This is a genomic window from Dactylosporangium sp. CA-092794 (assembly GCF_050948465.1).
In the GTDB taxonomy this organism is placed as follows: domain Bacteria; phylum Actinomycetota; class Actinomycetes; order Mycobacteriales; family Micromonosporaceae; genus Dactylosporangium.
Genome location: NZ_CP192044.1, coordinates 4352781 through 4376045 on the forward strand (window position 1 = coordinate 4352781; position 23265 = coordinate 4376045).

Genomic DNA, 23265 nt, shown 5'->3' on the forward strand with positions numbered 1-23265 from the left:
GCACCGCCGGTCAGCGCTGGGCCGGGTCGCGGTGCACGTGCGGGTGGGAGGCGCTGGCGAACGCGATCGCGCCGGCCATGGCCAGGACCGCGGCCGCCTGGACCGCGAGCCGCACCCCGTCGGTGGAGAGCCGCTCGTGGAACGCGGTCACGCCGATCGCCACGCTGGCGGCCGGGTCGACGATGGTGATGGCGGTGAGCGGCACGGCGATCCGGCCGCTCTGGAACGCGTTCTGGTTGAGGGTGACCGCGCCGACGCCGACGATGACCAGCGCGTACACCTCCCCGCGGGAGAGCACGCCGAGCGGGTCGGTGGACAGCTGCGCGGTCAGCGCCTTGAGCAGCGACGCGCCGGTGCCGTAGAGCAGGCCGGTGGCGATGCCCAGCAGGGCGCCGCGCGGGGCGTCCCGGGCGCACCATCCGCCGACGAGGCAGGCGGCGAGGATCGGCCCGGCCCACAGCCCGACGCCGAGCCAGCCCGTCACCGACGGCTCGGACAGGCCGGTGCGGGGGTCGGCGGCGATGAGGAACGCGGCCAGGCCGGCCCCGCCGAGGGTGACCACCGCGAAGTCGGAGCGGTCGACGCGCCGGCGGTCCAGCGCGGCGGCCAGGGGTATGGCCAGGAACAGGTTGCTGACCAGCAGCGGTTCGACCAGGACGAGCGGCCCGAAGTGCAGCGCCACTCCCTGCAGGGCGGTGCCGGCCGCCTCCGGGATCCAGGCCAGCAGCCAGATCGGCTGATGCATCAGGCGCAGCACCAGCCGCGGGTCGAGCGGCCGCGCGGTGCGCTCCCGCTTGGCCGCGCGCTGCTCGAACACGGAGGCGACGGCGAACGCGGCGGCCGAGCCGAGCGCCGCGAGCACGGCTGCGATGGTCACGAGGCGGTCCCGTCGCGGCGGCGGGTCAGCGACCGGCGGGCGTGCGGACCGGGGCGGCGACGCCGGCGATGTCGGCCGCCGGGTCGGCGGCGAAGAGCGCCAGGCCGGCCTCGCGCTGCCGCCGGCCGCGTTCGCCGTCGAGCAGCGCCCCGAGCGCCGGCCCGAGCTCCGCGCGGCGGCGGACCAGGGTGGTCACGCCGGCCTCGGCCATGGTGACGGCGCTGGCCCGGCCGTGGCCGGGGATCGGCCGGTACGTCAGCACCGGCAGCCCGCTGGCCATGGCCTCCAGCGCGGTCAGCCCGCCGTTGTTCTCGACCAGGAGGTCGGCCGCCCGCAGCAGCCGCGGCATGTCGTCCACCCAGCCGAGGACGTGTCCGACGCCGCTGCCGTGCATTTGGCGGTACACCGTGAGATTGCGCCCCGTGACCGTCACCGGCACCGCGACGCCCGTGGCGGCGATGTCGGCCGCCGCCGCCCGCAATTCGCCGACGCCCCACGCCCCGGCGACGAGCAGCGCGAGCCGCTCGTGCCGCGACAGGCCGAACGCCTCCCGGGCCTGCGCCCGCTCGTCCGGCGACGCCGGGTGGCACCGGTCCGACACCACCCGGCCGGCCACCCGCACGTCGCTCGCGCCGCAGGCCACGGCCTGGTCGCGGCTGACGTCGTGGGCGGCAAGGTGCACGTCGACGCCGGGGGAGACCCAGGTCGGGTGCACCCCGAAGTCGGTCAGGTAGGTGACGACCGGCGCGGGGAGGCGCCCGTCGCGCCGCAGCGGGCCGAGCAGCTGGCTGGCGATGGGGTACGTCGACACGACCGCCCGGGCGTCGTCCGGCAGCGCCCGCAGCATCGCCGGGCGCACCGGGCGCAGCAGCGCGCGGGTGATCGGGCCGGCCCAGCGGAACCGGCGGCTGATCGCGAACAGCCCGTCGTAGACCCACGGCAGCCGCAGCAGCATCCCGTGGTACGTGCCGCGCAGCAGCCGGCCGAGCCGCCACGGGAAGACGTCGGTGACGTCGACGGTGTCGACCCGGAAGCCCCGCTCGCCCAGCCGGACCGCCAGCTCGCGGGTCGTGCCGTCGTGTCCGCCACCGACGCTGGCCGAGATCACCACGATGCGGGGCCGATGGTCGGGCTCCTCGGGCGCCCGCCGGGCGGGCAGCGCTGTCATGGCCGCGCGGTACCCGCGATCGCCTCCGCGTAACGGCCCTCGCGCGCTCCGGTCAGATGATCGCTGAGCCGGGTGAGCCGCAGCCCCTGCCGCGCGCAGTCGTCCGCGATCCCGGCGAGCGCGCCGAACCCGGAGCGCCACGACCCGGGCGCCGCCGCCCGGTCGCTGTCGTGCAGCAGCAGCGTCGCGCCGCCGCGGATGCCGCCGCGGCGCAGGTCGGCCAGGACCGACTCCGGCGTGGCGGCGGCCCGCCAGTCGCGGCCCCAGGCGCTCCAGAGCACCGGGCGCAGCCCCAGCCGGGCCGCGGCGAGCAGGCTCCCGGCGGACAGGATGCCGTACGGCGGGCGGAACCACTCGGGCGCGGTACCGCAGACATCGGAAATGAGCTCGGCGGTGCGGGCCAGTTGGTGGTGGACGCGCCACGGGGTCATCCGCAGGTGACTGCGGTGCGTCCAGCCGTGCACGCCGATCTCGTGACCGTCGTCGCGGATCCGGCGCAGCAGGTCCGGCGCGCCCTGCGCCGCGGCGCCGAGCACGAAGAACGTCGCGGGCACCCGCAGGTCGGCCAGCGCCCGCAGGAACTCGGGCGTGGACGCGGGATCCGGGCCGTCGTCAAAGGTCAGCGCGACGGTGTCCGGCCGCCCGAGGCCGCTGAGCCCGGGCAGCGCCCGCCGCCGTATCGTCTCCAGTGCCGTCACCGCCGGCCCGGCGTGCACCACCATCCCGGCCGCGGCCAGGCCACCCGCGGCAACCAGCAATCCCCTTCGCATGCCGGCCCGCTACCCGCCACGGCCCGGTTCATGTCGCCCGGTCACCGCCGCGCCGTCTCGGGCGGCGGTGACCGGGCGACGGCCGCATGGCGTCCGGCCGGGCGGCTTCAGCGCGGCAGCGGACCGGTGCGCAGGCCCTTGACCGAGCCGGTCAGGACGTCCTTGCCGGACGCCTCCACCACCACGCAGCCGGTCCGGCCGCCGTCACGCGGGGTAGCCAGCCATTGCGACCGCAGGTCGTGCCGGGCGGTTAGCTCGTCGGCGCTCAGGCCGAGGTAGGCCGCGGCCGCCTGCCGGCAGCTGGCGTCGTGGTCGCCGCCGTCCACAATGGACCCGACGTACTCCGCCGAGTGGGCCTCGGCGCACGTCAGGAACACCAGCACGCCGTCGGTGAAGCTCCCGCAGGTGATCGCCATCGGCCGGTCGCCGCTCATCGTGCCCTGCAGGCTGCCGGTGCGCAGCGCTTCGGTGCCGTCGGAGTCGCCGACGACGACCAGCGCGCACGCCAGCGAGGTGAAGTCCTCCCGCACGTAGTTGAGCCGGCGCAGCTCGACCCGTGCGTCCGCGAGCGGCCCGCCGAGGAACGCCTCGGCCGAGCGGTGGCAGCCGGCCTCGGCGCCGTCGGGGTAGAAGAAGTCGATGATCTCGGCCTCGTGCGAGCGGGCGCAACTCGAGGGCGCGAGCTTGCCGGGATCGGTCGTGCTCGCGTAACAGCCCTTGTCGCCGTAGGCATGATGATTCGGGGCGAAGTGCCGGTACAGCGCGAAACCACAACACGACACCACCAGTGCGACGGCCACACCGATCGCGATCTTCAGGCTCACCCGCGGAAAGTACACCGTGCGGCCGGATCGGTGGGGGCACGCCTGCTGGCATCTTGACATGTAGTTTTCGACATGTCAGTTTCTAGGGGTAGTCGCCGTCCGGAGTGGGGGAATCATGATCGGTACGAGCCGCGTCGCAGTCGTCACCGGCGCATCGAGTGGAATCGGCGCGGCAACCGCCCTGCGCCTGGCCCGCGGCGGACTCACCGTGGCGCTGGTCGCCCGCCGCGCCGACCGCCTCGCCGACGTCGCCGCGCAGATCGCCGGCGGCGCCGGCACGGCCGCGGTGTACCCGGCCGACCTGACCGAGGCGGCCGCCCGGGAGCAGGTCATCACGCGGATCGCCGCCGACCTGGGCCCGATCGGCGTGCTGGTCAACAACGCCGGCCACGGCTACTACGGCGCGTTCGCCGCCATGCCGTGGCCGGCCGCCCAGAACATGATCGAGCTCAACGCCGCCGCCCCGGTCCACCTCAGCGGCCTCGTCCTGCCCCACATGCTCACGGCCGGCGCCGGTCACATCGTCAACATCGGCTCGGGCGGCGCGCACGTGCACTTCCCCGGGCTCGCGATGTACACCGGCACGAAAGCGTTCCTCGCCGCCCACAGCACCGCGGTCCACCGCGAACTGCGCCGCGCCGGCGTCCACGTCAGCCTCCTGCGCTGCGGCGACGTCAGCACCGAGTTCTTCGACAGCATGGCGGCGCGCTCCATCCGGATTCCGCGCGAGCCGCGAAAGATCCCGGCCGAGCGCGTGGCCGAGGCGGTCTGGCGGGTCCTCCAACGACCGCGCCGCCTCGTGTGCGTGCCGGGCTCGATGCGACTCGTCGCCGGCCTCGAACAGTGGCTGGGCCGGCTGCTCGACCGGGCGCCCCTCGACCCCAACCTGCGCGCCCAGCTCACCGGGGCACGCCCGTAGCCAAGCGGTCCTGAGCCGCCGGGCGGGGTAGCGTGCCAGCGGTGGGGAGCACAGCGGTGCGGATCCGCACGGTCGGGCACGGGGCGCGGCCGATCGGGGCGTTCCTGGAGATCCTGGCCGAGGCGGGCATCGACACCCTGGTCGACGTGCGCCGGTTCCCGGGATCCCGCCGGCATCCGCAGTTCGGCCGGGACGCGCTCGCCGCCGCCGTGCGCGAGGCCGGGCTGGAGTACACCTGGCAGGGCGAGACGCTCGGCGGGCGCCGGCACGGGCGGCCCGGTTCCCGGCACACCGCGCTGCGCAACCCCGCCTTCGCCGCCTACGCCGACCACATGGACACCCCGGCGTTCCGGGGCGCCGTCGACGACCTGATCGCCCGGGCCGCCACCGAACTGCCGGCGGTGCTGTGCGCCGAGACGCTGTGGTGGCACTGCCACCGCATGCTCGTCGCCGACGCGCTGGTGATGCGGGGCGCGGAGGTCGAGCACCTCCTCGACGCCGGCACCCGCCAGCAGCACCGGCTCACCCCGGAGGTCCGCCGCGGCCCGGACGGCTGGCCGGTCTACGACGCCCAGCCGGTGCTCCCCGGCCTGTGACGGGCCGCCCGGCCCGGAGTGGTGCTCGGGGTGAACACGGGTGCTCACCTGCGCCGCGGCCAGGAGCACCCCGCGAGTCCGCGAGGGCCGCTCCGATGAAGCGTTAAGCTGGGTTTGAGCCTCGTCCAGCAGGTGCGGCGAGCCTTCCGGTGGGCTTGGAGGCTGCCAGTGGGCATCCGGTGTCTCATCGTCGACGACTCGAGCGCGTTCCTCGCGGCCGCCGAGCTCGCCCTGAGCAGTCAGGGGATCAGCGTTGTCGGCGTGGCGCACGACAGCGCCCAGGCGATGGACAAGATGGACGCTCTCCGGCCCGATGTCATCCTGGTGGACGTCTACCTGGGCGCGGAGAGCGGATTCGCCTTGGCCGAGCGGATCGCCGCGACCGCCCGGTCCGGCGGGCGGCCGGTGCACGTCATCCTGATCTCCAGCCACGCCCGGGACGAGATGGCCGAGTTGCTCCAAGACAGTCCCGCGGTGGCGTTCGTCGACAAGGCGGAACTCTCCGCGCAGACGATCCGCGGAGCCCTGGAGCACACCAGCGCGTAGCGGCGCGTCGGCGCCGCGAAAGCCGGGCTACGCTGGCGCTATGCGCGGCAGTCGGCTGTCGGCACTGGTCCGACCGACGCCCCCGTCCTGGTGGCGGGGGCTCCTCCTGGCGCTTCTGCTGCTGATCGTCGAGACCCTGCTCACCGCGCCGCTGCACGCCTTCACGCGGGAGACGACGCCGGGTGTCATCTACCTCGTCGGCGTCGTGGTCGTCTCGATCGTCTGGGGGCTGTGGCTGGGCATGGCCACCGCGCTGGCCAGCGTCGCCGTCTTCGTGTACTTCTACGTGAGCCCCATCGGCAACCTCGCCGACTCCGACGTGCAGGACGTGACGCCGCTGGTGGTCTTCGTCGGCGTGGCCTTCGTCGTCAGCGCGCTGGCCGACCAGTCCCGGATGCGCGCCGCGCAGGCTCAGGAGTCCGACCTCACCGCGGACATGGCCCGGCTGCTGCTCGACACCCGCGACGTCACCGCGGCGCTGCCCGCGGTCGCCGGGCAGATCGCGCACGCGCTGGACCTGCGGTCCGCCGCGATCGAGCCCGAACCCGTCGTGTGCGGCCGGCACCCTCCGCCGGACGGGACGGGCGGCGGCGAGCCCGCCGCAAGCTACCTGGCTCGCCCGGGGACCCTGCCGGTCGCGTGCCCGCTGTACTACGACGGCACCCTGCTCGGGACGCTGCGCGTGCCCGGCGACGTGTCGGACCGGCAGGCGGACCGCCTGCGCGAGCGGGTCGTCCCGCCGCTGGCGTCCCTGCTGCACGCGGCCTGCGAGCGCGAGTCGATGGTCAACGCCCTGTGGGACAAGGGCGAGGAACTGCAGCGGCGAGCCGCCCAGCAGGCGGCGTTACGCCGGGTGGCGACCCTCGTCGCCCGCGCGGTCAGCCCGGACGAGGTCTTCCACGCCGTCACCACCGAGGTGAGCCAGCTGCTGGACAACCACCACACGACGCTGCTGCACTACGAGCCCGACGACACCGTCACGGTCGTGTCCACCAACCAGCCCAACCTGGTGACCCTGGCCGGCCGCCGGTGGCCGATCGGGACGGCCGGCGAGAGCGGCAGCCGCGAGACCCGCAACGTCACCGAGCTGGTGCGGCGCACCGGCCGCCCGGCCCGCAACGACAACTGCGCCGACAGCGCCGACCCCGGCGACGACTTCCGGCGCAGCCTGGGCATCCACGCGGCGGTCGCGGTGCCGATCGTCATCGAGAACCGGCTGTGGGGCACCATCGCCGTCACCTCGACCCGGCCCGAGTCCCTGCCCCTGGACGCGGAGGCGCGGATCAGCGACTTCACCGATCTCGCCGGCACGGCCGTCGCCAACGCCGACAACCGCGCCCAGCTCATGGCCTCCCGCGCCCGGATCGCGACCGCGGCCGACGAGACGCGCCAGCGCATCGAGCGCGACCTGCACGACGGCGCCCAGCAGCACCTCATCGCGATCGGCCTCGAGCTGCGCACGGCGGAGGAGGCCGACCTGCCGCCCGAGCAGCTGCGGGCCTACATGGCGCGCGCCGCGACGAGCCTCACCGAGGTCACGACCGACCTGCGGGAGCTGGCCCGCGGCATTCATCCGGCCGTCCTGGGTACCGGTGGCCTCGCGCCCGCGCTCAAGGCGCTCGCCCGCCGATCCGCCGTACCGGTCGATCTCCACGTCGACATCGACCGCCGCCCGCCCAAGCCGGTGGAGATCGCGGCCTACTACGTGGTTTCGGAGTCCCTGACCAACACCGCCAAGCACGCGCGCGCGTCGGCGGTGCGGGTCGAAGCGACCACCCACGCCGGTATGCTGCAGATCACCATCACCGACGACGGCATCGGCGGCGCCGACCCGGCCCGCGGATCCGGGCTGACCGGCCTGCGGGACCGCGTCGAGACCCTCGGCGGCAACCTGACCCTGATGAGCGATCCCGGCGGCGGTACCTCGCTGGTCGCCACCATCCCGGACGGATCCGGTCCGCCACCGGCCTACCTGCCGCGCGTGCCGGCCCAGCGCTGAGCCGATCGCGGGCCGCGCCCGGTCAGTGCCGGTCGAGCGGGAACTCGGCCTGCAGGCGGGTGCCGGTACCGGCCGGGCTGTCCAGGACCAGCGTGCCGCCCAGCGCCTCGACGCGGTCGGTCAGCCCGGTGAGGCCCGTGCCGCGCTTCGGGTCCGCGCCGCCGACGCCGTCGTCGCGCACCGACAGGTACAGGTAGCCGCCCTGCACCCGCACGCGGACGTCGACGAGTTCGGATTCGGCGTACTTGGCGGCGTTCGTCAGCGCCTCCGCCACCACGTAGTACGCCGCCACCTCGACCGGCTCCGGTAGCCGGCCGTCCACCCGCACGTCGAGCCGCACGGCGACGGCGGAGCGGCGGGCCAGGGCGCGCAGCGCGGGCCTTAGTCCACCCTGGGTGAGGATCGCCGGGTGTACGCCGCGGGAGAGCTCCCGCACGTCGTCGACGGTCCCGCGCAGCCCGGCGGCCACCGCCGACAGCTGCTGGCGCAGCCGGGTGAGATCCGGCGGCACGTTCGCCTCCGCCTGGCGCAGGTCCAGCCCCAGCGAGATGAGCCGCTGCTGGATGCCGTCGTGCAGGTCGCGCTCGAGCTGCCGGCGGGTCTGGTCGGTCGCGAGCACCAGCCGGGCCCGCGACGCGACCAGGTTGGCGCTCTCCACGAGCGCGACCGCCTGGCGGACGATCAGCAGCGCGATGACCACGGTCTCCACGGAGATCTCCACGCCACCGATCGGGGAACCCCGGGCGAGCTGCACGATCAGCAGCACGCCGGTGCCGGCGACCGGGACGTACGGCAGCAGCAGGTGACCCCAGCGGGCGTGCGGGCGCGCCGCCCAGTGCGGCGCCTCGCGGGACGGGGTGAGCGCGGCCACCGCGACGAGCGCGTTGCCGGCGACGAATCCGGCGTCGGCCAGCGGTGGCATGCTCTGCGCACCGACGGACACCAGGTACGCGAAGACGCTGTCGGAGAACGACAGGCAGAACAGCCCCGCGCCGAGAATGATCAGCTGCGCCCGGTTCGCCGCCGACGCGGCCATGGCGACGAGCAGGATGACGATCACGGTCAGCAGCAGGTCGGTGACCGGGTAGGCGATCGCGACCCAGTAGGCGAGCGGGGTGGCCGCGCCGGTGCGCACCACCGACCCAAGCGCGGTACCCCAGGTGAGCACGAACAGCGCGCCCACGACGATGAGCCCATCGAGCACCATCACCAGCAGCGCCGGCCGTCGCCGCAGCGCGCCCTGCGCGGGCCGGTCGGCGGCCAGGGCGATGATCGCCGCGAGCGCGAACACCGGCAGGGCGAGATATCCGGCGTCCGCGGGTGACGGGGACGGCAGCCCGATGTGGTGGACCAGTTGGTACCACGACCAGATGAACTGCCCGATCGTCCAGCAGGCCGTCGCCGCGCCCATCCACAGCCGCCACCATCGCTGCGCGCCGGAGTACCGACCGGCGGTGATCCAGCAGGCGAGGGTGGCGGCGAGCGCGGCGAGGAACTGCCCGGAGTCGTCGACGAACAGCGACCACCAGGGGCTCAGCAGGCCCGAGCTGTCCAGGCCGACGACCGCGGCCACGGCCAGGGCGGCGACCGCGAGCGGGGCCGACCAAGGCCGGCCCCATAAATCGACCAATCCTGACCGAAGGTGATCAGAACGACACGTCGGCCACGCTACCGCACCCCTGTGGGCGACCGCCGCGTTTCTCCCCGATCGTCACGTTGCGGCCGGTTGACCAGCCGCCACCACCCGCCTTTTCACCCCGCCCGCCGGTGCCCTCAGGCGCCCACACCGAGACGCGCCCGCACCGCAGGGACGGCCGGCCTAACGGGACGCCCACCGCCCGATAAGTCACCCACCGCACGATAAGTAAACAACTGCACGATAAGTAACTCACTGAACGATAAGTAAATCACTGCACGATAAGTCAATAATCGCCCGATAAGTCACGACGCCTGGCGGCGTCATGACTTATAGGATTTTTCGCCTGACGGGTCATATATCCGATTCGGCGGCCATAAGTCTCCGCGATCATGCACGCGACCGCACAGGCACTCCGGGTTTCTCATGATCACGGAGACATAAGGTACCCATGCGTACGTTTTGTCTCCGTGATCACGAAAATCGCGTGGTGCACTCGGCCGGTTGAGCATGATCACGGAGACATAGCGCGGCCGACGCCGTTGCGATTGGCGGTTGTCGCCTCCGGTCTGGGGCAAAACCGGCGGCGGCCCTGATCGAGCTGCCGCTGCCCCGGCCGAACGTGTTCTCCCTGGCCCGGGCCTGCCTCGCACGGCTGCTCCGGTTGTTCGCCCTGGCCGCTTGCCGTGGCTCCGCTTGCCGTGGCTCCGCTTGCCGCGGCTCCGCTTGCCGGCCTCGTGCCGCAGGAGCCACCCGGCGCGGTCCGCACCGCATGGTCGGCGCTGCGCGAGACGGACCGCGACCTCGCCCGCTGCCGCTGCCGGGGCGTGGGCCGGGGCCGGGGTGTGGGCCGGGGCGCGGGGCGGGGCGTGGGCCGGGGCGGGCGGGGGTGTGGGCGTGGGCCGGGGCGCGGGCCGGGGTGTGGGCGCGGGCGGGGGTGTGGGCGCGGGCGGGGGTGTGGGCGTGGGCCGGGGCGCGGGCCGGGGTGTGGGCGCGGGCGGGGGTGTGGGCGCGGGCGGGGGTGTGGGCGCGGGCGGGGGTGTGGGCGCGGGCGGGGGTGTGGGCGTGGGCCGGGGCGCGGGCTGACTCAGCCGCCGTGGTCGGCGGCGGCCATGGCCTGCTGGCCGGCCAGCAGGCGGGACACGGCGTCGGCGGTCATCGGCTGGGCCAGGTGGTAGCCCTGGCCGAGCGTGTAGCCGAGCTCGCGCAGCACCGCCGCCTGCTCGGCGCTCTCCACGCCCTCGGCGACGGTGTCGAGGCCCAGGGCGTGGGCGAGCTGGATCACCGCGCGGGCCACCGCCTGGCGGGCGTTGGCGGCGGCCGGCTGGCCGTCGTCGATCTCGATGCCGTCCACGAACGACTTGTCCAGCTTGACGATCGCGGCGGGGAAGGCGCGCAGCAGGCTCAGCGACGACTCGCCGGTGCCGAAGTCGTCCAGGGCCAGGCGGATGCCCATGCGGTCCAGCTCGTACAGCGTCCGGGAGACCTGCTGGCCGCGCAGCACCGCCGACTCGGTGACCTCGAGCACCAGCCGCTTGCAGGGCAGGCCGCTGTCGGCGAGCGCGGCCCGCACGTCGGACACGAAGTCGGGGTCGTGCAGCTGCCGCGCGGACACGTTGAGCGCCGCCTCCTGCAGCGCGTCCGGGCCGAACGCGGACAGCCACGCGGCCGCCTGGCGGCAGGTCTCGCGCAGCACGAACCGGCCCAGCGGCACGATCAGGCCGGTCCGCTCGGCGGCCGGGATGAACTCGGCCGGGCTCACCACGCCGCGGGCCGGGTGGTGCCAGCGGACCAGCGCCTCGACGCCGATCATCCGGTGGTCGTCCAGCCGCAGGATCGGCTGGTAGAGCACCCGCAGCTCGTCGCCGTCCAGGGCCCGGCGCAGCTCGCCGCCGAGCTGCATGTGGGCCAGCACGGGCTCGCCCATGCCGTCGGCGTACCGCACGAAGCTCGCCTTGCCGCGCTGCTTGGCCGTGTACATCGCGACGTCGGCGTCGCGCAGCACCGAGTCGACGGTCGCGCCGGGCCGGGCGTCGGCGATGCCGATGCTCGCCTGCACCAGCAGCCGGTGCTCGCTGATCGGCCGGTCGAGCGTGGCCAGCAGCCGGCCGGCCAGCTCCTCGGGGTCGGGGCCGGCGCCGGTGAGCAGCACCGCGAACTCGTCGCCGCCGAGGCGCACCGGCAGGCCGCCGTCGCCGGTCTCGGCGCGCAGCAGCTGCGCGATCGAGACGAGCAGCCGGTCGCCGACGCCGTGGCCGAGCAGGTCGTTGACGGCCTTGAAGTCGTCCAGGTCGACCAGCAGCACCGAGGCCCGGCCGGTCGTGTCGAGCACGGTCGTGAGCCGGTCGCGGAACAGCGCCCGGTTGGCGAGCCCGGTGAGGCCGTCGTGGCTGACCTCGTACTGCAGCCGCTCCTCCTGGACCCGCGCGGTGCGCAGCAGCCGCACGTTCTCCCGGAAGGCGATGTACTGCCGGACCGTGACCAGCCCGGTCACCACCACGGCGGCGAGCACCACCACGCGGCCCGGCCAGCGCAGCGGCGCGCCGAAGGCGACCGCGATCAGCGGCACGTCGACCGCGGCCACGGCCAGGTAGGGCAGCAGCACGCCGCCGCGGGCCGGTGCGCGGCGCGGGCCGAGGCCGGCGCGCCACTGCGCCGCGACGCCGAGCGTGGCCAGCAGCGGGGTCAGCGGCATCACGAACGCCTGGGCGGGGACGGCGGCCTCGTAGCCGAACCGCACCGCGAGCACGGCCACGACCCCGCTGGTCACGCCGCCGCTGGCGGCGAGGAACCGCAGCGCGGCGCGGTCGACCGGGCCGCCCGGCACGTAGGACACCTTGGTCGCGGCGCCGACCGCGGCGAGGAACCCGAGCGCGACCAGCACCATCGCCTGCGGGCTCCACGGCTCGGACGCGCTCAGCATCGGGGCCAGCCCGAGGTACCACAGCACCGCCGCGCAGCCGAGGAACGCGATCGTGCGGTCCAGCAGCATCCGCCACCGCTCGGCGCCGCCGGCCGCGACGACCGGCACCCGGGCGATCGCCCAGATGGCGATGGCGAACCCCATCGCCACGCAGGCGGCGGCCGGCACCGGCATGGTCCGCGTGTGGGCCGTGGCGATGTGCGTGAGCATGTCCAGCGCCAGCCAGCCGTACCCGATGGTCATCATCGCCATGGCGACGAGCACGGCCCGCCAGAAGCGCCAGGCGACCGGGTCCAGGCGGGTGCGGCGGGACAGGTGCACGACGGACGCGGTGGAGATCGCGCCGGCGATCGGGACGAAGATGTAGGCGATCGCCTCGGTCGTGGCACCGATGGTGACGAATGCCACCCACCAGGCGGTGCCGAGGGCGGCGACGCCGGTCGTGGCCCAGACATACCGGACCGCGGGGCTGGCCGTCGACCGTAGCGCCTCCCGCGTCACGTTCCTGACAATATCGGGCACGTTGTGTACCGGATCTCACCCGAACGTTCGGAGTTCACCGATGCCCGCATCGAGCTACCAGCCGGTTCAGCGCCCGGCGGGGCCGAAGGGCCGGGGCGTTCCGCGGCTCGTCGCGGTGCTCGCGCTCACCCAGACGGTCGGCTACGGCGTGCTGTCCTACGCGTTCGCGGTGCTGCTCCCGCCGATGGCCGCGGACCTGCGGGTGTCGCCGGCGGTCGTGGCCGGGGCGTACACCACGTCGGTGGTGACCGCCGCCGCGGCCGCCGTGCCGGTCGGGCGGTGGCTGGACCGGCACGGGGGCCGGGCCCTGATGACCGGCGGCTCGGCCCTGGGCGTCGCGGCGGTGGTGGCCTGGTCGCAGGTCCGCACGGCCTGGCAGCTGTACGCCGTGTTCGCGGTGATCGGCGTGGCCATGGCGGCGAGCCTCTACGAGGCGGCGTTCCCGGTGCTCATCGCCGCCGCCGGGCCGGCCGGCCGGGATCGGGCGCTGGTCGCGGTCACGATCGTCGCGGGCTTCTCCTCCAGCGTGTTCTTCCCGCTCACCGGCCGGCTGCTGGAGCACCTCACCTGGCGCGCCACGCTGCTGGTGCTGGCCGCACTGCTCGCGGCGACGGCCGTGCCCGCCCACCTGTGGGCCGTGCCGGGCCGCCGCGCGCACGTCGCCGCCGCGCACGGCCACGCCGGCCCGCCGCCGGGCGAGGCGCTGCGCGACGCGCGGTTCTGGCTGCTGGCCGCGGCGTTCGTCGCCCAGGGTGCGGCGACGTCGGCGGTGGGCGTGCTGCTCGTGGCCTACCTGCGCCACGCCGGTCAGCCGGCCACGACCGCGGCGACGCTGTCCGGGCTGCTGGGCATCCTGTCGGTCACCGGCCGGGTGGCCACCGCCGGCGCCGCGCGCCGCCACGGCATGACGGCGGTGACCGCCGTGGTCTTCGCGATCCAGGCGCTCGGCGCGGCGCTGCTGCCGTTCGCGGCCGGGTCGGTGGGCTGGGCCGCGCTGTGCGTCACCGGCTTCGGCCTCGGCTTCGGCGTGGCCACGATCGCCCGGCCCGCCGTGCTCGCCGACCGCTACGGCGCGCATGGCTACGCCACCATCGCCGCCGCCATGAGCGTGCCGGTCACGCTGGCGAAGGCGGGCGCGCCGCTGGCCGGCGCGGCGATCGGCATCGGTGGCTTCCTGCCCTGGGTGGCCGGGGCGTGCCTGGTCGCCGCGGTGCTGCTGGGTGCCGTGCCGGGCCGCCGGGGGAACGGCCCGGCACGGCGGTGAGGGGGAGCGAGGCTCAGAGGACCAGCTGGGCGACGAAGCCGAGCAGGATGCTGCCGACGACGCCGATGCCGAGGTACAGCCCGAAGACCTTGTTGTTCACCACGCTGCGCACGGCCACCATGGCCGGGATGGTGGTGATCGCGCCGCCGAGCATGAAGCTGATCGCCGCGCCGCTGGCCATGCCCTTGTCGAGCAGGCCGCCGACGATCGGGATCGCGCCGACGCCGTTGAGGTAGAGCGGGATCGCGATGAGCGTGGCCAGCGGGATGGCGAGCAGGCCGACGTGGGCGCCGAGCGTGTCGGTGACGAAGCTGGTCGGCACGAACACCCGGATCACCGCCTCGAACACGCAGGCGAAGACCAGCCACTTGCCCAGGCTGAGGGAGTCCTTGCCGAAGTTGCGGGCGGTGATCTTCCAGTTGCGCCTGCTGCGCAGGCTGGCCTTCGCGGTGGGCCACCACGGGGTGTTGTCGTCGTCGTCCGCCGCGGGGGCGTCGCACGCGGCGGCGCACGCCGGCTCCGCCGGGCCGTCGCCGGTCGCGGTGGCCGGCCGGGCCGAGGTGACCGGCGGATCGGCCACGAGCACGCCGCCGGCACCGACCAGGGCCGGTTGCGCGGCGACGATCGAGGCGGCCGACACCTCCTCGGAGACCAGCGCCCGCTGGTCGACGCGGCCGTCTTCCGATTCCTCGCGCAGCACGTCCCGGAACATGCCGCGCCGCTCCAGCACGTAGATCAGCAGCCCCGCGCCGAGGCTGAGCACGAGCGCGCCGAACAGCCGGGCGGTGGCCAGCGGCAGGCCGATCTGGGCGGCGGTGAGCGCGAAGATCGGCGGGTCCATGGCCGGCGAGGCGATCCAGAAGGCCATGACCGCCGACAGCGGCACGCCGGTGCGCAGCAGCTTGCGGATGAGCGGGATGACGGTGAAGGAGCAGAACGGGCTCAGCGCGCCGATCAGGGTGGTGAACACGATGCCGAGCAGCCCGTGCTTCTTGAACGAGCGGCGGGCGATCACGTCGAGATACAGGATGTCGACCATGGCGCTGATGAAGACGGCCAGGAAGAAGTAGGGCAGCAGCTCGGCCAGATCCTCCCCGGCGATGCGGAGGATCTGCGTGATGTGGTCCATATGGCCGTCCTCAACGGTAGTGGGGTACCTCCATCAATCATCAACGATAATTGGTGGAGTTCGTCGAGGGCAATGGGTTAGATTAGTACCAATACAGGCCGATAGAACCCCACATTGTCGCGTTGTGGACGGCTCCGACGACCGGGCTTCCGCCGTACACCATCAGTCCATTGACACAGACTGGTGGAGGATGGAATTCTTCCCGCCAGGGCGGCCCGGTCGACGGCGATCGATGGCGCGCCCGCGCTGCCCGCCGATCCTCCGGGGAGGACGTCGTGTCCGATGAGCGTGTGTTGATCGTGTCGTCGTTCGAGGCCGAGCTGCAGCCGCTGGCGGCGGCCAGTTGCGCGGCGGCGATGCGGGCCGCGGGCGCGCGGGTGTCCGGCTGGGACGCGCACCTGTTCCCCGACCGGCCGCCGGAGGGCCCGTTCGACCTGGTGCTGCTCTCGGTGCAGCAGTTCGAGGGCCTGCAGCGCGGGGTGGACCTCAGCGCCCGGCTGCGCGCGGCGTACCCGGGAACGCCGATGGTGGCGTTCGGGCAGTATGCGCAGCTCAACAGCGGGCACTTCCTGGACCTGGTCGACGGGGTGGCCTTCGACGAGCCCGAGCGGCTCGCCGGGGACCTGTGCGGGGTGGCGGCCGGGTCGGGCGATCTGGCCGAGGTGCCGGCCCTGGCGACGCGCGGGCGGGTCAACCCGCGGCCGGCGCGGCGGCGCATCGACATCCCGGCGCCCGCGCGCGAGCTGTTCCCGTCGATCGTGCACTACCCGGTGCACCACGGCCCGTTCGGGCTGATGGGCAACATCGAGATCTCCCGGGGCTGCCACCACAAGTGCACGTACTGCTCCGTGTACGGCGCCTACGACGGCGGGGTCGCCCCCTACGAGCTGGACGGGGTCCTGGCCGACGCGCACCAGCTGGCCGACGAGGGCGTGCGGCACTTCTACTTCATCGACGCGGAGTTCTTCAACTCCCGCACCCTGGGCGTGGCGGCGATCCGGCGGATCGCGGCCGAGATCCCGGGCTCGACGTTCGAGTTCACCACCCGCGTCGACCACATCCTGGACTACCCGCAGATTCTCGAGGAGCTGGTGTCGCTCGGGCTGCGCCGGGTGACGTCGGCCCTGGAGTTCCCGTCGGATCGGATCCTGCGCATCTTCGACAAGGGCATCGACGTGGCGGACATGCGCCGGGCCATCGCCGAGGCGGCCCGGATCGGCTTCGAGCTCAACCCGACGTTCATCCCGTTCACGCCGTGGGTGCGCTACGAGGAACTGCTGACCTTCGAGGACTTCCTGATCGAGACCGGGCTGGCCCGCGTCGTCGAGCCGACCGCGCTGCAGACCCGGCTGCTGCTGTTCAAGGGCTCGCCGCTGCTGGGCTCCCCGTGGCTGCAGGACGTGGCCACGGTCGACCGCGGTTTCCACCTGGACTGGACCCACCCCGACCGGCGGGTGGAGTCGTTGTGGCAGGAGCGCCGCGCGGACGCCGAGGGCGCCGGCGCGGTGCGGTGCTGCGTCAAGTGCTGATCGGACACACGAGGCGAGGGCGGATACAGCGATGAGCGGGACACACAGGATCGTCGTGGAGACCGGGCAGGCGCTGCCGGAGCTGGACTGGCCGGGGGAACTGGCCGACCTCACCGACGCGTGGCCCTACCTGGGCCCGACGTGGCTGGCCGCGAACGAGCGGGCGATGCCGGAGGCCAAGCCGTGGCACACGGTGGCCAAGCGCGGCCACGGCGAGCTGGCGCTGCTGCCCGGCTTCGTGCTGACCGCTCCACCGGCGGTCGACCACGATCCGCGCACCTACCTGGGCTGGCAGCCGCCGTCCGGCGACTCGGTGTGCTGCGGGGTCGACGTGGCCGGCGCGCAGTCGGCGGCGGTGGACGCGATGGGGGAGCAGGCGTTCCTGCCGACCCTGTTGCTGGGCTCGCCGCTGGGGTATCGCACCGAGGTGGCGTACAACTTCTGGAGCCCCGGCCTGTTCGCGGCCATGGTGGAGCGGCTGGTGCCGGCCGCCTTCGACGCGGGCATCCGCTCCGTCGTCGCGCCGTGGATCCCCGACCGGGCGGGCAACGACGCGCTGGTCGCGGCGCTGCGCGAGGCCGGCGGGCACGCCACCTTCTGGGGCTACGAGGACTACGTGACGCTGTCCGCGGACTCGTGGGACGCGCACGTGGCCGGGCTGCCGACCAAGAAGCGGCAGCGGGTCAACGCCGACGAGCGCCGCGCGGCCGCCTCCGGCGTCGAGATCACCCGCGTCGACGGGGCCGACATCCGCCCGCACGTCTCCCGCATCGCCGAGCTGACCTGCCTCAACCGGGAGAAGAACGGCGCCGGCGAGCAGCCTGAGCACATCGAGACCATCCTCACCGGCCTGCTCGACGCGCGCGTGGACGTCCGCGCGTATTTCGGCCGCCTCGACGGCGAGATCGTCGCCTCCTGCGTGACCCTGCGCAAGGGCGACCGGCTCACCCCGAAGTGGGCCGGCTTCGACTACGCGCGCCTCGGCGAGCACAGCGGCATCTACTTCGCCATGGTCCTCAACGCCCCGGTCCGCGACGCCTACGCCGAGGGGCTGCACACCGTCGAGTTCGGCGCCGGCGCGCACGAGGCCAAGACCCTGCGCGGCTGCCAGTCGCGGGCCGTCACCACCGCCCTGGTCCTGGCCGACCCGGCCCTGCGGCCCGCCGCCGCCGAGCTGCTCGACGGCTTCGGCGCGGCCCGCCGGGTCGCCTTCGGCGACGCCCCGCCGGCGTCGCAGCCCCGAGCCCTGACGCTGCTGAGCAACGGCGGCGGCGCCTGCTGCGGCAACGGCTGACCACGGAAAGGGACATTGCGATGACACAGAGCGTGCAGGAGTACTACCGCGAGAAGGCCGCCGTCGCGACGTCGGGCGCGGCCTGCTGCGCCGGCGACGTCGGCGACACCGTCTTCGGCTCCACCGCCTACGGCCTGATCGGCCCCGGCGACGCCCCGGACACCGCGCTGCTGTCCAGCCTCGGCTGCGGCAACCCGACCGCCGTCGCGGAGCTGCGCGAGGGCGAGACCGTCCTGGACCTCGGCTCCGGCGGCGGCCTCGACCTGATCCTGTCCGCCCGGCGGGTCGGCCCGGACGGGCAGGTCTTCGGCCTGGACTTCCTGGAGGAGATGCTGGCGCTGGCCCGGCGCAACATCGCCGACGCCGAGATCGACAACATCGTGCTGCTCAAGGGCGTCATCGAGGCGATACCGCTGCCCGCCGACACGGTCGACGTGGTCATCTCCAACTGTGTGATCAACCTGTCGCAGGACAAGCCGGCGGTCTTCGGCGAGATCGCCCGGGTGCTGTCGCCCGGCGGCCGGGTGGGCATCACCGACGTCGTCGCCGAGGACCGGCTCACCCCGCAGGACCGCGCCGAGCGGGGCGGCTGGGCCGAGTGTGTCGCCGGTGCGCTGTCGATCTCGGAGTATCGCCAGGTCATCGCCGACGCCGGCCTGATCGACGCGGAGGTAACCTTCATCCAGGAGGCCGCCGACGGCTTGCACTCGGCGATCATCCGTGCCAGCAAGCCCGTCGACGCGGCCACCAGAGGTGACAGCGTGCCGAGCGAGCAGGCATGCTGCTAGAAGGCGCCGCCGCCCGGCGCGTCCGGCCAAGGAGATGTCGTGTCCGCCAGCTCGCCCACCGCCCAGCCACGACAGGTCGAACAGCTCGACCGGGAGACCGCCGAGACCTACGCGAAGTGGTTCCAGGCTTTGTCGGACCCCACGCGGATCATCATCCTGTCCTACCTGAGCCGCCAGCCCGACGCGGTCTCGGTCGGCACGATCGTCACCGACCTGGGCATGGGGCAGTCGACGGTGTCGCACCATCTCAAGGCCCTGCTCGACGTCGGGTTCGTCACGCGCGCCCGGGAGGGCACCGCCCGGCTGTATGCGGTGAACCACCGGTGCGTCACCCGGTTCCCGACCGCGGCCGACGTGGTCATGGGCCGTCCCCCGCGGGAGACCTGACCCGCCGGGCGACCGGCCCGGCCGCCGGCCGGCGCGGGTAGGCCGCCGTGTCCGTGACCGGCGCCGGGCGGCCGCTGCTGCTGCTCGTGGGCAGCGGGGACCGCCGCTACCGGGAGTACATCCTCGCCTCGGTCAGCCGGGAGTACCGGGTGTGGCTGCTCGACGCCCACGAGCCGAGCTGGCACCGGCCGTACCTCATCGGCCACACGACCCTCGACAGCCGCGATCCGGAGGCGCTGGTCGCGGCCGCCCTCGCCGTCCCCGCCGAGGCCGGTCCGCCCGCCGGGGTGCTGTGCTACGACGAGTGGACCGTGCACGCCGCGGCCGTCGCCGCGAGCAAGCTGGGGCTGCCCGGCCCCGACCCCGACGCGGTCGCCGCCTGCCGGGACAAGGCCGCCACCCGCGCCGCCCTCGCGGCCGCCGGGGTGCACCAGCCCGAGTCGGTCCCGGTCGGCGGCGTCGCGCAGGCCCGAGCCGCCGCGGAGCGCCTCGGCTACCCGGTCGTGGTCAAGGCCCGCGCCATGGCCGGCAGCATCGGCGTCGTCCGCGTCGACGACCCGCGGGCGCTGCCGGCCGCCTACGCCGCGGCGCACGCCCCCGGCGGCGGCGTGTTGGTCGAGCGGTACGTCGACGCCCCCGAGATCAGCGTCGACGCCGCCGTGGTCGACGGCACGGTCATCCCGCTCGCGGTCGCCCGCAAGACGGTGGGGCAGGCGCCGTTCTTCGAGGAGATGGGCCACCTGGTCGACGCCGCCGACCCGCTGCTGCACGACCCGGCCCTGCTGGCCCGGCTCACGCAGGTCCACGCGGCGATCGGCTACCGGCGCGGCCTCACCCACACGGAGTTCCGGCTCACCCGCGACGGGCCGGCCCTGATCGAGATCAACGCCCGGCTGGGCGGCGACTTCATCCCGTACCTGGGGCACCTGGCCACCGGCGTGGACCTCGCCATGGCCGCCGCCGACATCGCCGCCGGCCGGCCGCCGCGGCTCGCGCCCACCCGGCGCGCCGCGGCCGGGGTGCGTTTCCTCTACCCGCCCGGCGACGGCACGGTGGTGGGCATCCGCGTCGCCGACCCGCTGCCGGCCGGCGTGCACGCGGCGCTGGCGACCGCGGAGCCCGGCCAGCACCTGGCGCTGCCGCCGACCGCCTATTTGACGCGGTACGGCTACGTCATCGCCGCGGGCTCCGGCCCCCGCATTGTTTCGCGCACCCTGAAAGCCGCCCCCGACGTGATCGAACTCGACTACCGTCTCGATTCGTGAAAAGCGGAAATATTCGTTTTACATACCGTACATTGACAGATATCAATGCAGGATGCGACCCTTCCCAGTGACCGGCTAAATTGCGCGGGAAAGGGCATCGACATGATGAGGTTCATAGCGGTCAGCGGTTTTCTCGGTGCGGGGAAAACCACCACACTGGTCGCCGCGGCGGCCGCTCTGCAGGCCCGCGGGCGCCGGGTCGCGGTCGTCACCAACGACCAGGGCGCCGACCTGGTCGACACGAAACTCCTGCGCAGCAGCCTCGACGCGGTCGCCGAGGTCTCCGGCGGCTGCTTCTGCTGCCGGTTCGAAGACCTCATGAGCGTGGTCGAGCGGCTGCTGCTGGCCGGCGACGTGGACACGGTCATCGCCGAGGCCGTCGGCAGCTGCACCGACTTACAGGCGACCGTGGTGCGCCCGCTGCGCAAATATCACGGCGACCGGTTCACGGTCGCGCCTTTGGCCACCGTCGTCGACCCGCTGCGGCTGCGCGCGTTCGCCCGGGCCGCCGAGCGCGGCGAGCCGGAATCGGACCTGTCGTACCTTTTCGGCCGGCAAATCGCCGAGGCCGACATCATCGCGGTCAACAAGATGGACATGGTGTCGCCGGCCGAGCTCGACGGCGTCCTCGCGCGGCTGCGCGCGGTGCACCCGGCGGCGACCGTCGTCGGCTACTCCGCCCGCTCCGGGGCGGGTCTGCCCGAGCTGCTCGAGGCCTGGGACAAGGAGCCCAGCTGGGCCGAGGACCTGAGCATCGACTACGACCGGTACGCCGCGGCCGAGGCGCAGCTGGCCTGGCTCAACCAGGACTTCGTGCTGGAGGCCGCCGGCGGGCCGTTCTCGCCGGTGCGGTGGGGCCGCGCGGTGCTGACCCACCTCGCGGAGGCGGCGCGGCGCGACGGTGCCGAGATCGGGCACGCCAAGCTGACCGTCGAGACCGCGGCCGGCATGACGAAGATGAGCGTGACCGGCACGGGCACCGACCCGTCGGTCGACCTGGCCGTCGACGAGCCCGCGGCCGAGGGCCGGGCCGTCGTCAACGCCCGCGTCGCGGTCGAGCCCGAGGCGCTCGATGCCGCGGTGCTGGCGGCGGTCGCGCACGCCGACGCGACGGCCGGCGCCCGGTCGGTCGCGGCCGACGCGTCGTCGTTCAAGCCCGGCTACCCGCGGCCGGTGCACCGCCTCGCCGCCTCCGACGTCTGAGCCGGGCGCCGTGATGGCCGACCCTGCCACCGCCGCCGGCCCGGCGGCCCGGGCGCTGGACCCCGCCGCCGCCACCGAGCTGGCCGCGGCTTTCAAGGCGCTCGGCGATCCGGTGCGCCTGCGCCTGCTGTCGCTGATCGCCTCCAGCGAGGCCGGCGAGATCTGCGTCTGCGACCTCACGCCCGCCTTCTTCCTGACCGGCCCGACGATCTCGCACCACCTGCGGCAGCTGCGCGAGGCGGGCCTGATCGACGGCGAGCGGCGCGGCACGTGGATCTACTACCGGGTGGTACCGCACCGCCTGGCCCTGTTGTCCGCGCTGCTGGGCGCCCAGGCTGCGAAAGGCTTCTAATTTGGTAAATATGAAATCAGCCGTTCGTGCACGTCAGGGGCGGGTGCGGAGATCGACGACCCTGACCAGGTCTTGACGATCTTAACGGTAAATGAACACTGGGTGAATGGTCGCCCTCATCCTCGTCATGCTGATCGGACTGGCCGCCGCCAACGGCGCCAACGACGTGTCCAAAGGCGTCGCCACCCTCGCCGGCGCGGGTGTCACCGCCTACCGCACCGCCATCCTGTGGGGCACCGCCGCCACCGCGGTCGGCGCGCTGCTGTCCATCCAGCTCGGCCGAGGCATGGGGAAGCTGTTCTCCACCGGCATCTTCGCCGGCACCCCCACCAACGGGTTCGCCCTGGCCGTGCTCATCGGCGCCGCCTCGTGGGTGACCCTCGCCAGCATCACGAAGCTGCCCGTCTCCACCACCCACGCCCTCGTCGGCTCGCTCATCGGCGCCGGGCTCGTGCTGCAGTCCGGCGAGGTGCGGTGGGGCGGGCTGGTGCCCAAGGTGGTCGAGCCGCTGCTGCTGAGCATCGCCGTCGCGTACGTCATCTCGCTCGTCCTGACCATGCTGGTGAAGCTGCTGCGGTCCGTGACCGCGCCGAAGGCCGCCGCGACCGAGAAGGTCCCCGTCCCGGCGGGCGGGCCGGCCACGACCGAGAGCGAGACCGAGGCCGTCGCCGCGCCGGAAGCCGCGCCCGAGGCGCCACCGAGCCGGTTCGGCCCGATCAACGTCCTGCACTGGCTGTCCAGCGGCCTGGCCAGCGCCGCCCGCGGCCTCAACGACACCCCCAAGATCGCGGCGGTCGGCGGGTTCGCCCTCATCCCGGCGGGCTACTCGGCCAACGCGGTCAGCCTCGTCGTCGCGGTGGCCATGACCCTGGGCTCGCTGCTGGGCATCCGGGTCGCGCGCCGCCTCGGCGAGAAGGTGGTCAAGCTCAGCCACGAGGAAGGCTTCACCGCCAACCTGACCACGGCGGGCCTCGTCGGCCTCGGCGGCGTCTACGGCTGGCCCATGTCGACCACGCAGGTGTCCACCGGCGCGATCGTCGGCACCGCCGGGCTCAACCTGTCCCGGCTGTCCGGCAAGACGCTGCGCGACTTCGCCATCGCCTGGCTCGTCACCCCCATCTGGGGCGCCCTGGCCGGCGCCCTCGTCATGGCCCTGGCGAAGTGACGATGACCGCCGACGCCAGGCCCAGCGTCCTGTTCGTGTGCGTGCACAACGCCGGGCGCTCCCGGATGGCCGCCGGGTTCCTGCGCCCGGCGGTTCGAGACGCTGCTGG

Annotated in this window: 20 protein-coding genes and 1 pseudogene; 14 read left to right on the forward strand and 7 right to left on the reverse strand. The window is 73.9% G+C overall.

Features of this window, described 5'->3' with window-relative positions; all coding sequences use genetic code 11:
• Positions 1–10 precede the first annotated feature (10 nt).
• The 4 genes from ACQPXD_RS18735 to ACQPXD_RS18750 all read right to left on the reverse strand — a co-directional run bounded on the left by ACQPXD_RS18735 (position 11) and on the right by ACQPXD_RS18750 (position 3639).
• Positions 11–877: a DMT family transporter gene (locus ACQPXD_RS18735; protein WP_432840142.1), complete on the reverse strand. Its 867-nt coding sequence runs from the start codon at positions 875–877 to the stop codon at positions 11–13.
• A 25-nt stretch (positions 878–902) separates the two neighbouring features.
• Positions 903–2045, reverse strand: coding sequence for an MGDG synthase family glycosyltransferase (locus ACQPXD_RS18740; RefSeq protein WP_432840144.1), 1143 nt, complete (start codon positions 2043–2045; stop codon positions 903–905).
• Positions 2042–2815 carry a polysaccharide deacetylase family protein gene (locus ACQPXD_RS18745; protein WP_432840146.1) on the reverse strand — a complete coding sequence of 258 codons (774 nt, stop codon included), beginning with the start codon at positions 2813–2815 and terminating at the stop codon, positions 2042–2044. The genes ACQPXD_RS18740 and ACQPXD_RS18745 overlap by 4 nt, the downstream gene beginning before the upstream one ends.
• A 107-nt stretch (positions 2816–2922) precedes the next feature.
• Positions 2923–3639 carry a septum formation family protein gene (locus ACQPXD_RS18750; RefSeq protein WP_432840148.1) on the reverse strand — a complete coding sequence of 239 codons (717 nt, stop codon included), beginning with the start codon at positions 3637–3639 and terminating at the stop codon, positions 2923–2925.
• Between the two features lie 115 nt (positions 3640–3754).
• On the opposite strand from ACQPXD_RS18750, the gene ACQPXD_RS18755 reads away from it, so the two are divergent.
• The 4 genes from ACQPXD_RS18755 (at position 3755) to ACQPXD_RS18770 (ending at position 7699) form a co-directional block, all read left to right on the forward strand.
• Positions 3755–4558 carry an SDR family NAD(P)-dependent oxidoreductase gene (locus ACQPXD_RS18755; protein ID WP_432840150.1) on the forward strand — a complete coding sequence of 268 codons (804 nt, stop codon included), beginning with the start codon at positions 3755–3757 and terminating at the stop codon, positions 4556–4558.
• Between the two features lie 41 nt (positions 4559–4599).
• A complete protein-coding gene (locus tag ACQPXD_RS18760; RefSeq protein ID WP_432840152.1) occupies positions 4600–5154 on the forward strand; it encodes a DUF488 domain-containing protein in 555 nt (184 codons plus the stop codon).
• Positions 5155–5322: 168 nt separating this feature from the next.
• Complete coding sequence (locus ACQPXD_RS18765; protein WP_432840154.1) at positions 5323–5700, forward strand: response regulator; 378 nt, start codon at positions 5323–5325, stop codon at positions 5698–5700.
• Positions 5701–5740: 40 nt separating this feature from the next.
• The gene (locus tag ACQPXD_RS18770; protein WP_432840156.1) at positions 5741–7699 is read left to right on the forward strand and encodes a DUF4118 domain-containing protein; all 1959 of its coding nucleotides are present in this window, start codon (positions 5741–5743) and stop codon (positions 7697–7699) included.
• Positions 7700–7721: 22 nt separating this feature from the next.
• Here the strand turns inward: ACQPXD_RS18770 and ACQPXD_RS18775 are convergent, their stop codons facing one another.
• Together ACQPXD_RS18775 and ACQPXD_RS18780 are read right to left on the reverse strand one after the other, a co-directional pair.
• Positions 7722–9272, reverse strand: a complete 1551-nt coding sequence (locus ACQPXD_RS18775; RefSeq protein ID WP_432840158.1) for a sensor histidine kinase — start codon at positions 9270–9272, stop codon at positions 7722–7724.
• A 1150-nt stretch (positions 9273–10422) separates the two neighbouring features.
• Complete coding sequence (locus ACQPXD_RS18780) at positions 10423–12759, reverse strand: putative bifunctional diguanylate cyclase/phosphodiesterase (protein ID WP_432840160.1); 2337 nt, start codon at positions 12757–12759, stop codon at positions 10423–10425.
• A 61-nt stretch (positions 12760–12820) separates the two neighbouring features.
• On the opposite strand from ACQPXD_RS18780, the gene ACQPXD_RS18785 reads away from it, so the two are divergent.
• Positions 12821–14044 (forward strand): MFS transporter, encoded by a 1224-nt coding sequence (locus ACQPXD_RS18785; protein ID WP_432840162.1) that lies wholly within the window; start codon positions 12821–12823, stop codon positions 14042–14044.
• A gap of 13 nt (positions 14045–14057) precedes the next feature.
• On the opposite strand, the gene ACQPXD_RS18790 is transcribed toward ACQPXD_RS18785, so the two are convergent.
• Positions 14058–15173 carry a permease gene (locus ACQPXD_RS18790; RefSeq protein WP_432840163.1) on the reverse strand — a complete coding sequence of 372 codons (1116 nt, stop codon included), beginning with the start codon at positions 15171–15173 and terminating at the stop codon, positions 14058–14060.
• 275 nt (positions 15174–15448) lie between these two features.
• Between ACQPXD_RS18790 and arsL the strand changes: the two genes are divergently transcribed.
• The 9 genes and pseudogenes from arsL to ACQPXD_RS18835 form a co-directional block, all read left to right on the forward strand.
• Positions 15449–16702 carry an arsinothricin biosynthesis radical SAM protein ArsL gene (arsL, locus tag ACQPXD_RS18795; protein WP_432840165.1) on the forward strand — a complete coding sequence of 418 codons (1254 nt, stop codon included), beginning with the start codon at positions 15449–15451 and terminating at the stop codon, positions 16700–16702.
• A gap of 31 nt (positions 16703–16733) precedes the next feature.
• On the forward strand, positions 16734–17996 hold the full coding sequence (locus ACQPXD_RS18800) for a GNAT family N-acetyltransferase (protein ID WP_432840167.1): 1263 nt from the start codon (positions 16734–16736) through the stop codon (positions 17994–17996).
• A gap of 20 nt (positions 17997–18016) precedes the next feature.
• Entirely contained in the window at positions 18017–18784 is a 768-nt protein-coding gene (locus ACQPXD_RS18805) for a methyltransferase domain-containing protein (RefSeq protein WP_432840169.1), read from the forward strand.
• A gap of 39 nt (positions 18785–18823) precedes the next feature.
• A complete protein-coding gene (locus tag ACQPXD_RS18810) occupies positions 18824–19171 on the forward strand; it encodes an ArsR/SmtB family transcription factor (protein WP_432840171.1) in 348 nt (115 codons plus the stop codon).
• 47 nt (positions 19172–19218) lie between these two features.
• The gene (locus tag ACQPXD_RS18815; RefSeq protein ID WP_432840173.1) at positions 19219–20436 is read left to right on the forward strand and encodes an ATP-grasp domain-containing protein; all 1218 of its coding nucleotides are present in this window, start codon (positions 19219–19221) and stop codon (positions 20434–20436) included.
• Positions 20437–20538: 102 nt separating this feature from the next.
• Positions 20539–21639 (forward strand): GTP-binding protein, encoded by a 1101-nt coding sequence (locus ACQPXD_RS18820; RefSeq protein ID WP_432840174.1) that lies wholly within the window; start codon positions 20539–20541, stop codon positions 21637–21639.
• 13 nt (positions 21640–21652) lie between these two features.
• On the forward strand, positions 21653–21991 hold the full coding sequence (locus tag ACQPXD_RS18825; RefSeq protein ID WP_432840175.1) for an ArsR/SmtB family transcription factor: 339 nt from the start codon (positions 21653–21655) through the stop codon (positions 21989–21991).
• A gap of 106 nt (positions 21992–22097) precedes the next feature.
• Positions 22098–23156: an inorganic phosphate transporter gene (locus ACQPXD_RS18830; protein ID WP_432840176.1), complete on the forward strand. Its 1059-nt coding sequence runs from the start codon at positions 22098–22100 to the stop codon at positions 23154–23156.
• A 2-nt stretch (positions 23157–23158) separates the two neighbouring features.
• Positions 23159–23257: pseudogene (locus ACQPXD_RS18835) on the forward strand (heat-shock protein HtpX); the annotation flags it as partial.
• Between the last annotated feature and the right edge of the window lie 8 nt (positions 23258–23265).

Excerpts from the sequence above, each read along its gene's own strand:
- ACQPXD_RS18740 (WP_432840144.1), bottom strand. The coding sequence starts at position 2,045 with ATGACAGCGCTGCCCGCCCGGCGGGCGCCCGAGGAGCCCGACCATCGG.
- ACQPXD_RS18745 (WP_432840146.1), bottom strand. The coding sequence starts at position 2,815 with ATGCGAAGGGGATTGCTGGTTGCCGCGGGTGGCCTGGCCGCGGCCGGG.
- ACQPXD_RS18755 (WP_432840150.1), top strand. The coding sequence starts at position 3,755 with ATGATCGGTACGAGCCGCGTCGCAGTCGTCACCGGCGCATCGAGTGGA.
- ACQPXD_RS18770 (WP_432840156.1), top strand. The coding sequence starts at position 5,741 with ATGCGCGGCAGTCGGCTGTCGGCACTGGTCCGACCGACGCCCCCGTCC.
- ACQPXD_RS18785 (WP_432840162.1), top strand. The coding sequence starts at position 12,821 with ATGCCCGCATCGAGCTACCAGCCGGTTCAGCGCCCGGCGGGGCCGAAG.
- ACQPXD_RS18790 (WP_432840163.1), bottom strand. The coding sequence starts at position 15,173 with ATGGACCACATCACGCAGATCCTCCGCATCGCCGGGGAGGATCTGGCC.
- ACQPXD_RS18800 (WP_432840167.1), top strand. The coding sequence starts at position 16,734 with ATGAGCGGGACACACAGGATCGTCGTGGAGACCGGGCAGGCGCTGCCG.
- ACQPXD_RS18805 (WP_432840169.1), top strand. The coding sequence starts at position 18,017 with ATGACACAGAGCGTGCAGGAGTACTACCGCGAGAAGGCCGCCGTCGCG.
- ACQPXD_RS18820 (WP_432840174.1), top strand. The coding sequence starts at position 20,539 with ATGATGAGGTTCATAGCGGTCAGCGGTTTTCTCGGTGCGGGGAAAACC.
- ACQPXD_RS18825 (WP_432840175.1), top strand. The coding sequence starts at position 21,653 with ATGGCCGACCCTGCCACCGCCGCCGGCCCGGCGGCCCGGGCGCTGGAC.
- ACQPXD_RS18830 (WP_432840176.1), top strand. The coding sequence starts at position 22,098 with ATGGTCGCCCTCATCCTCGTCATGCTGATCGGACTGGCCGCCGCCAAC.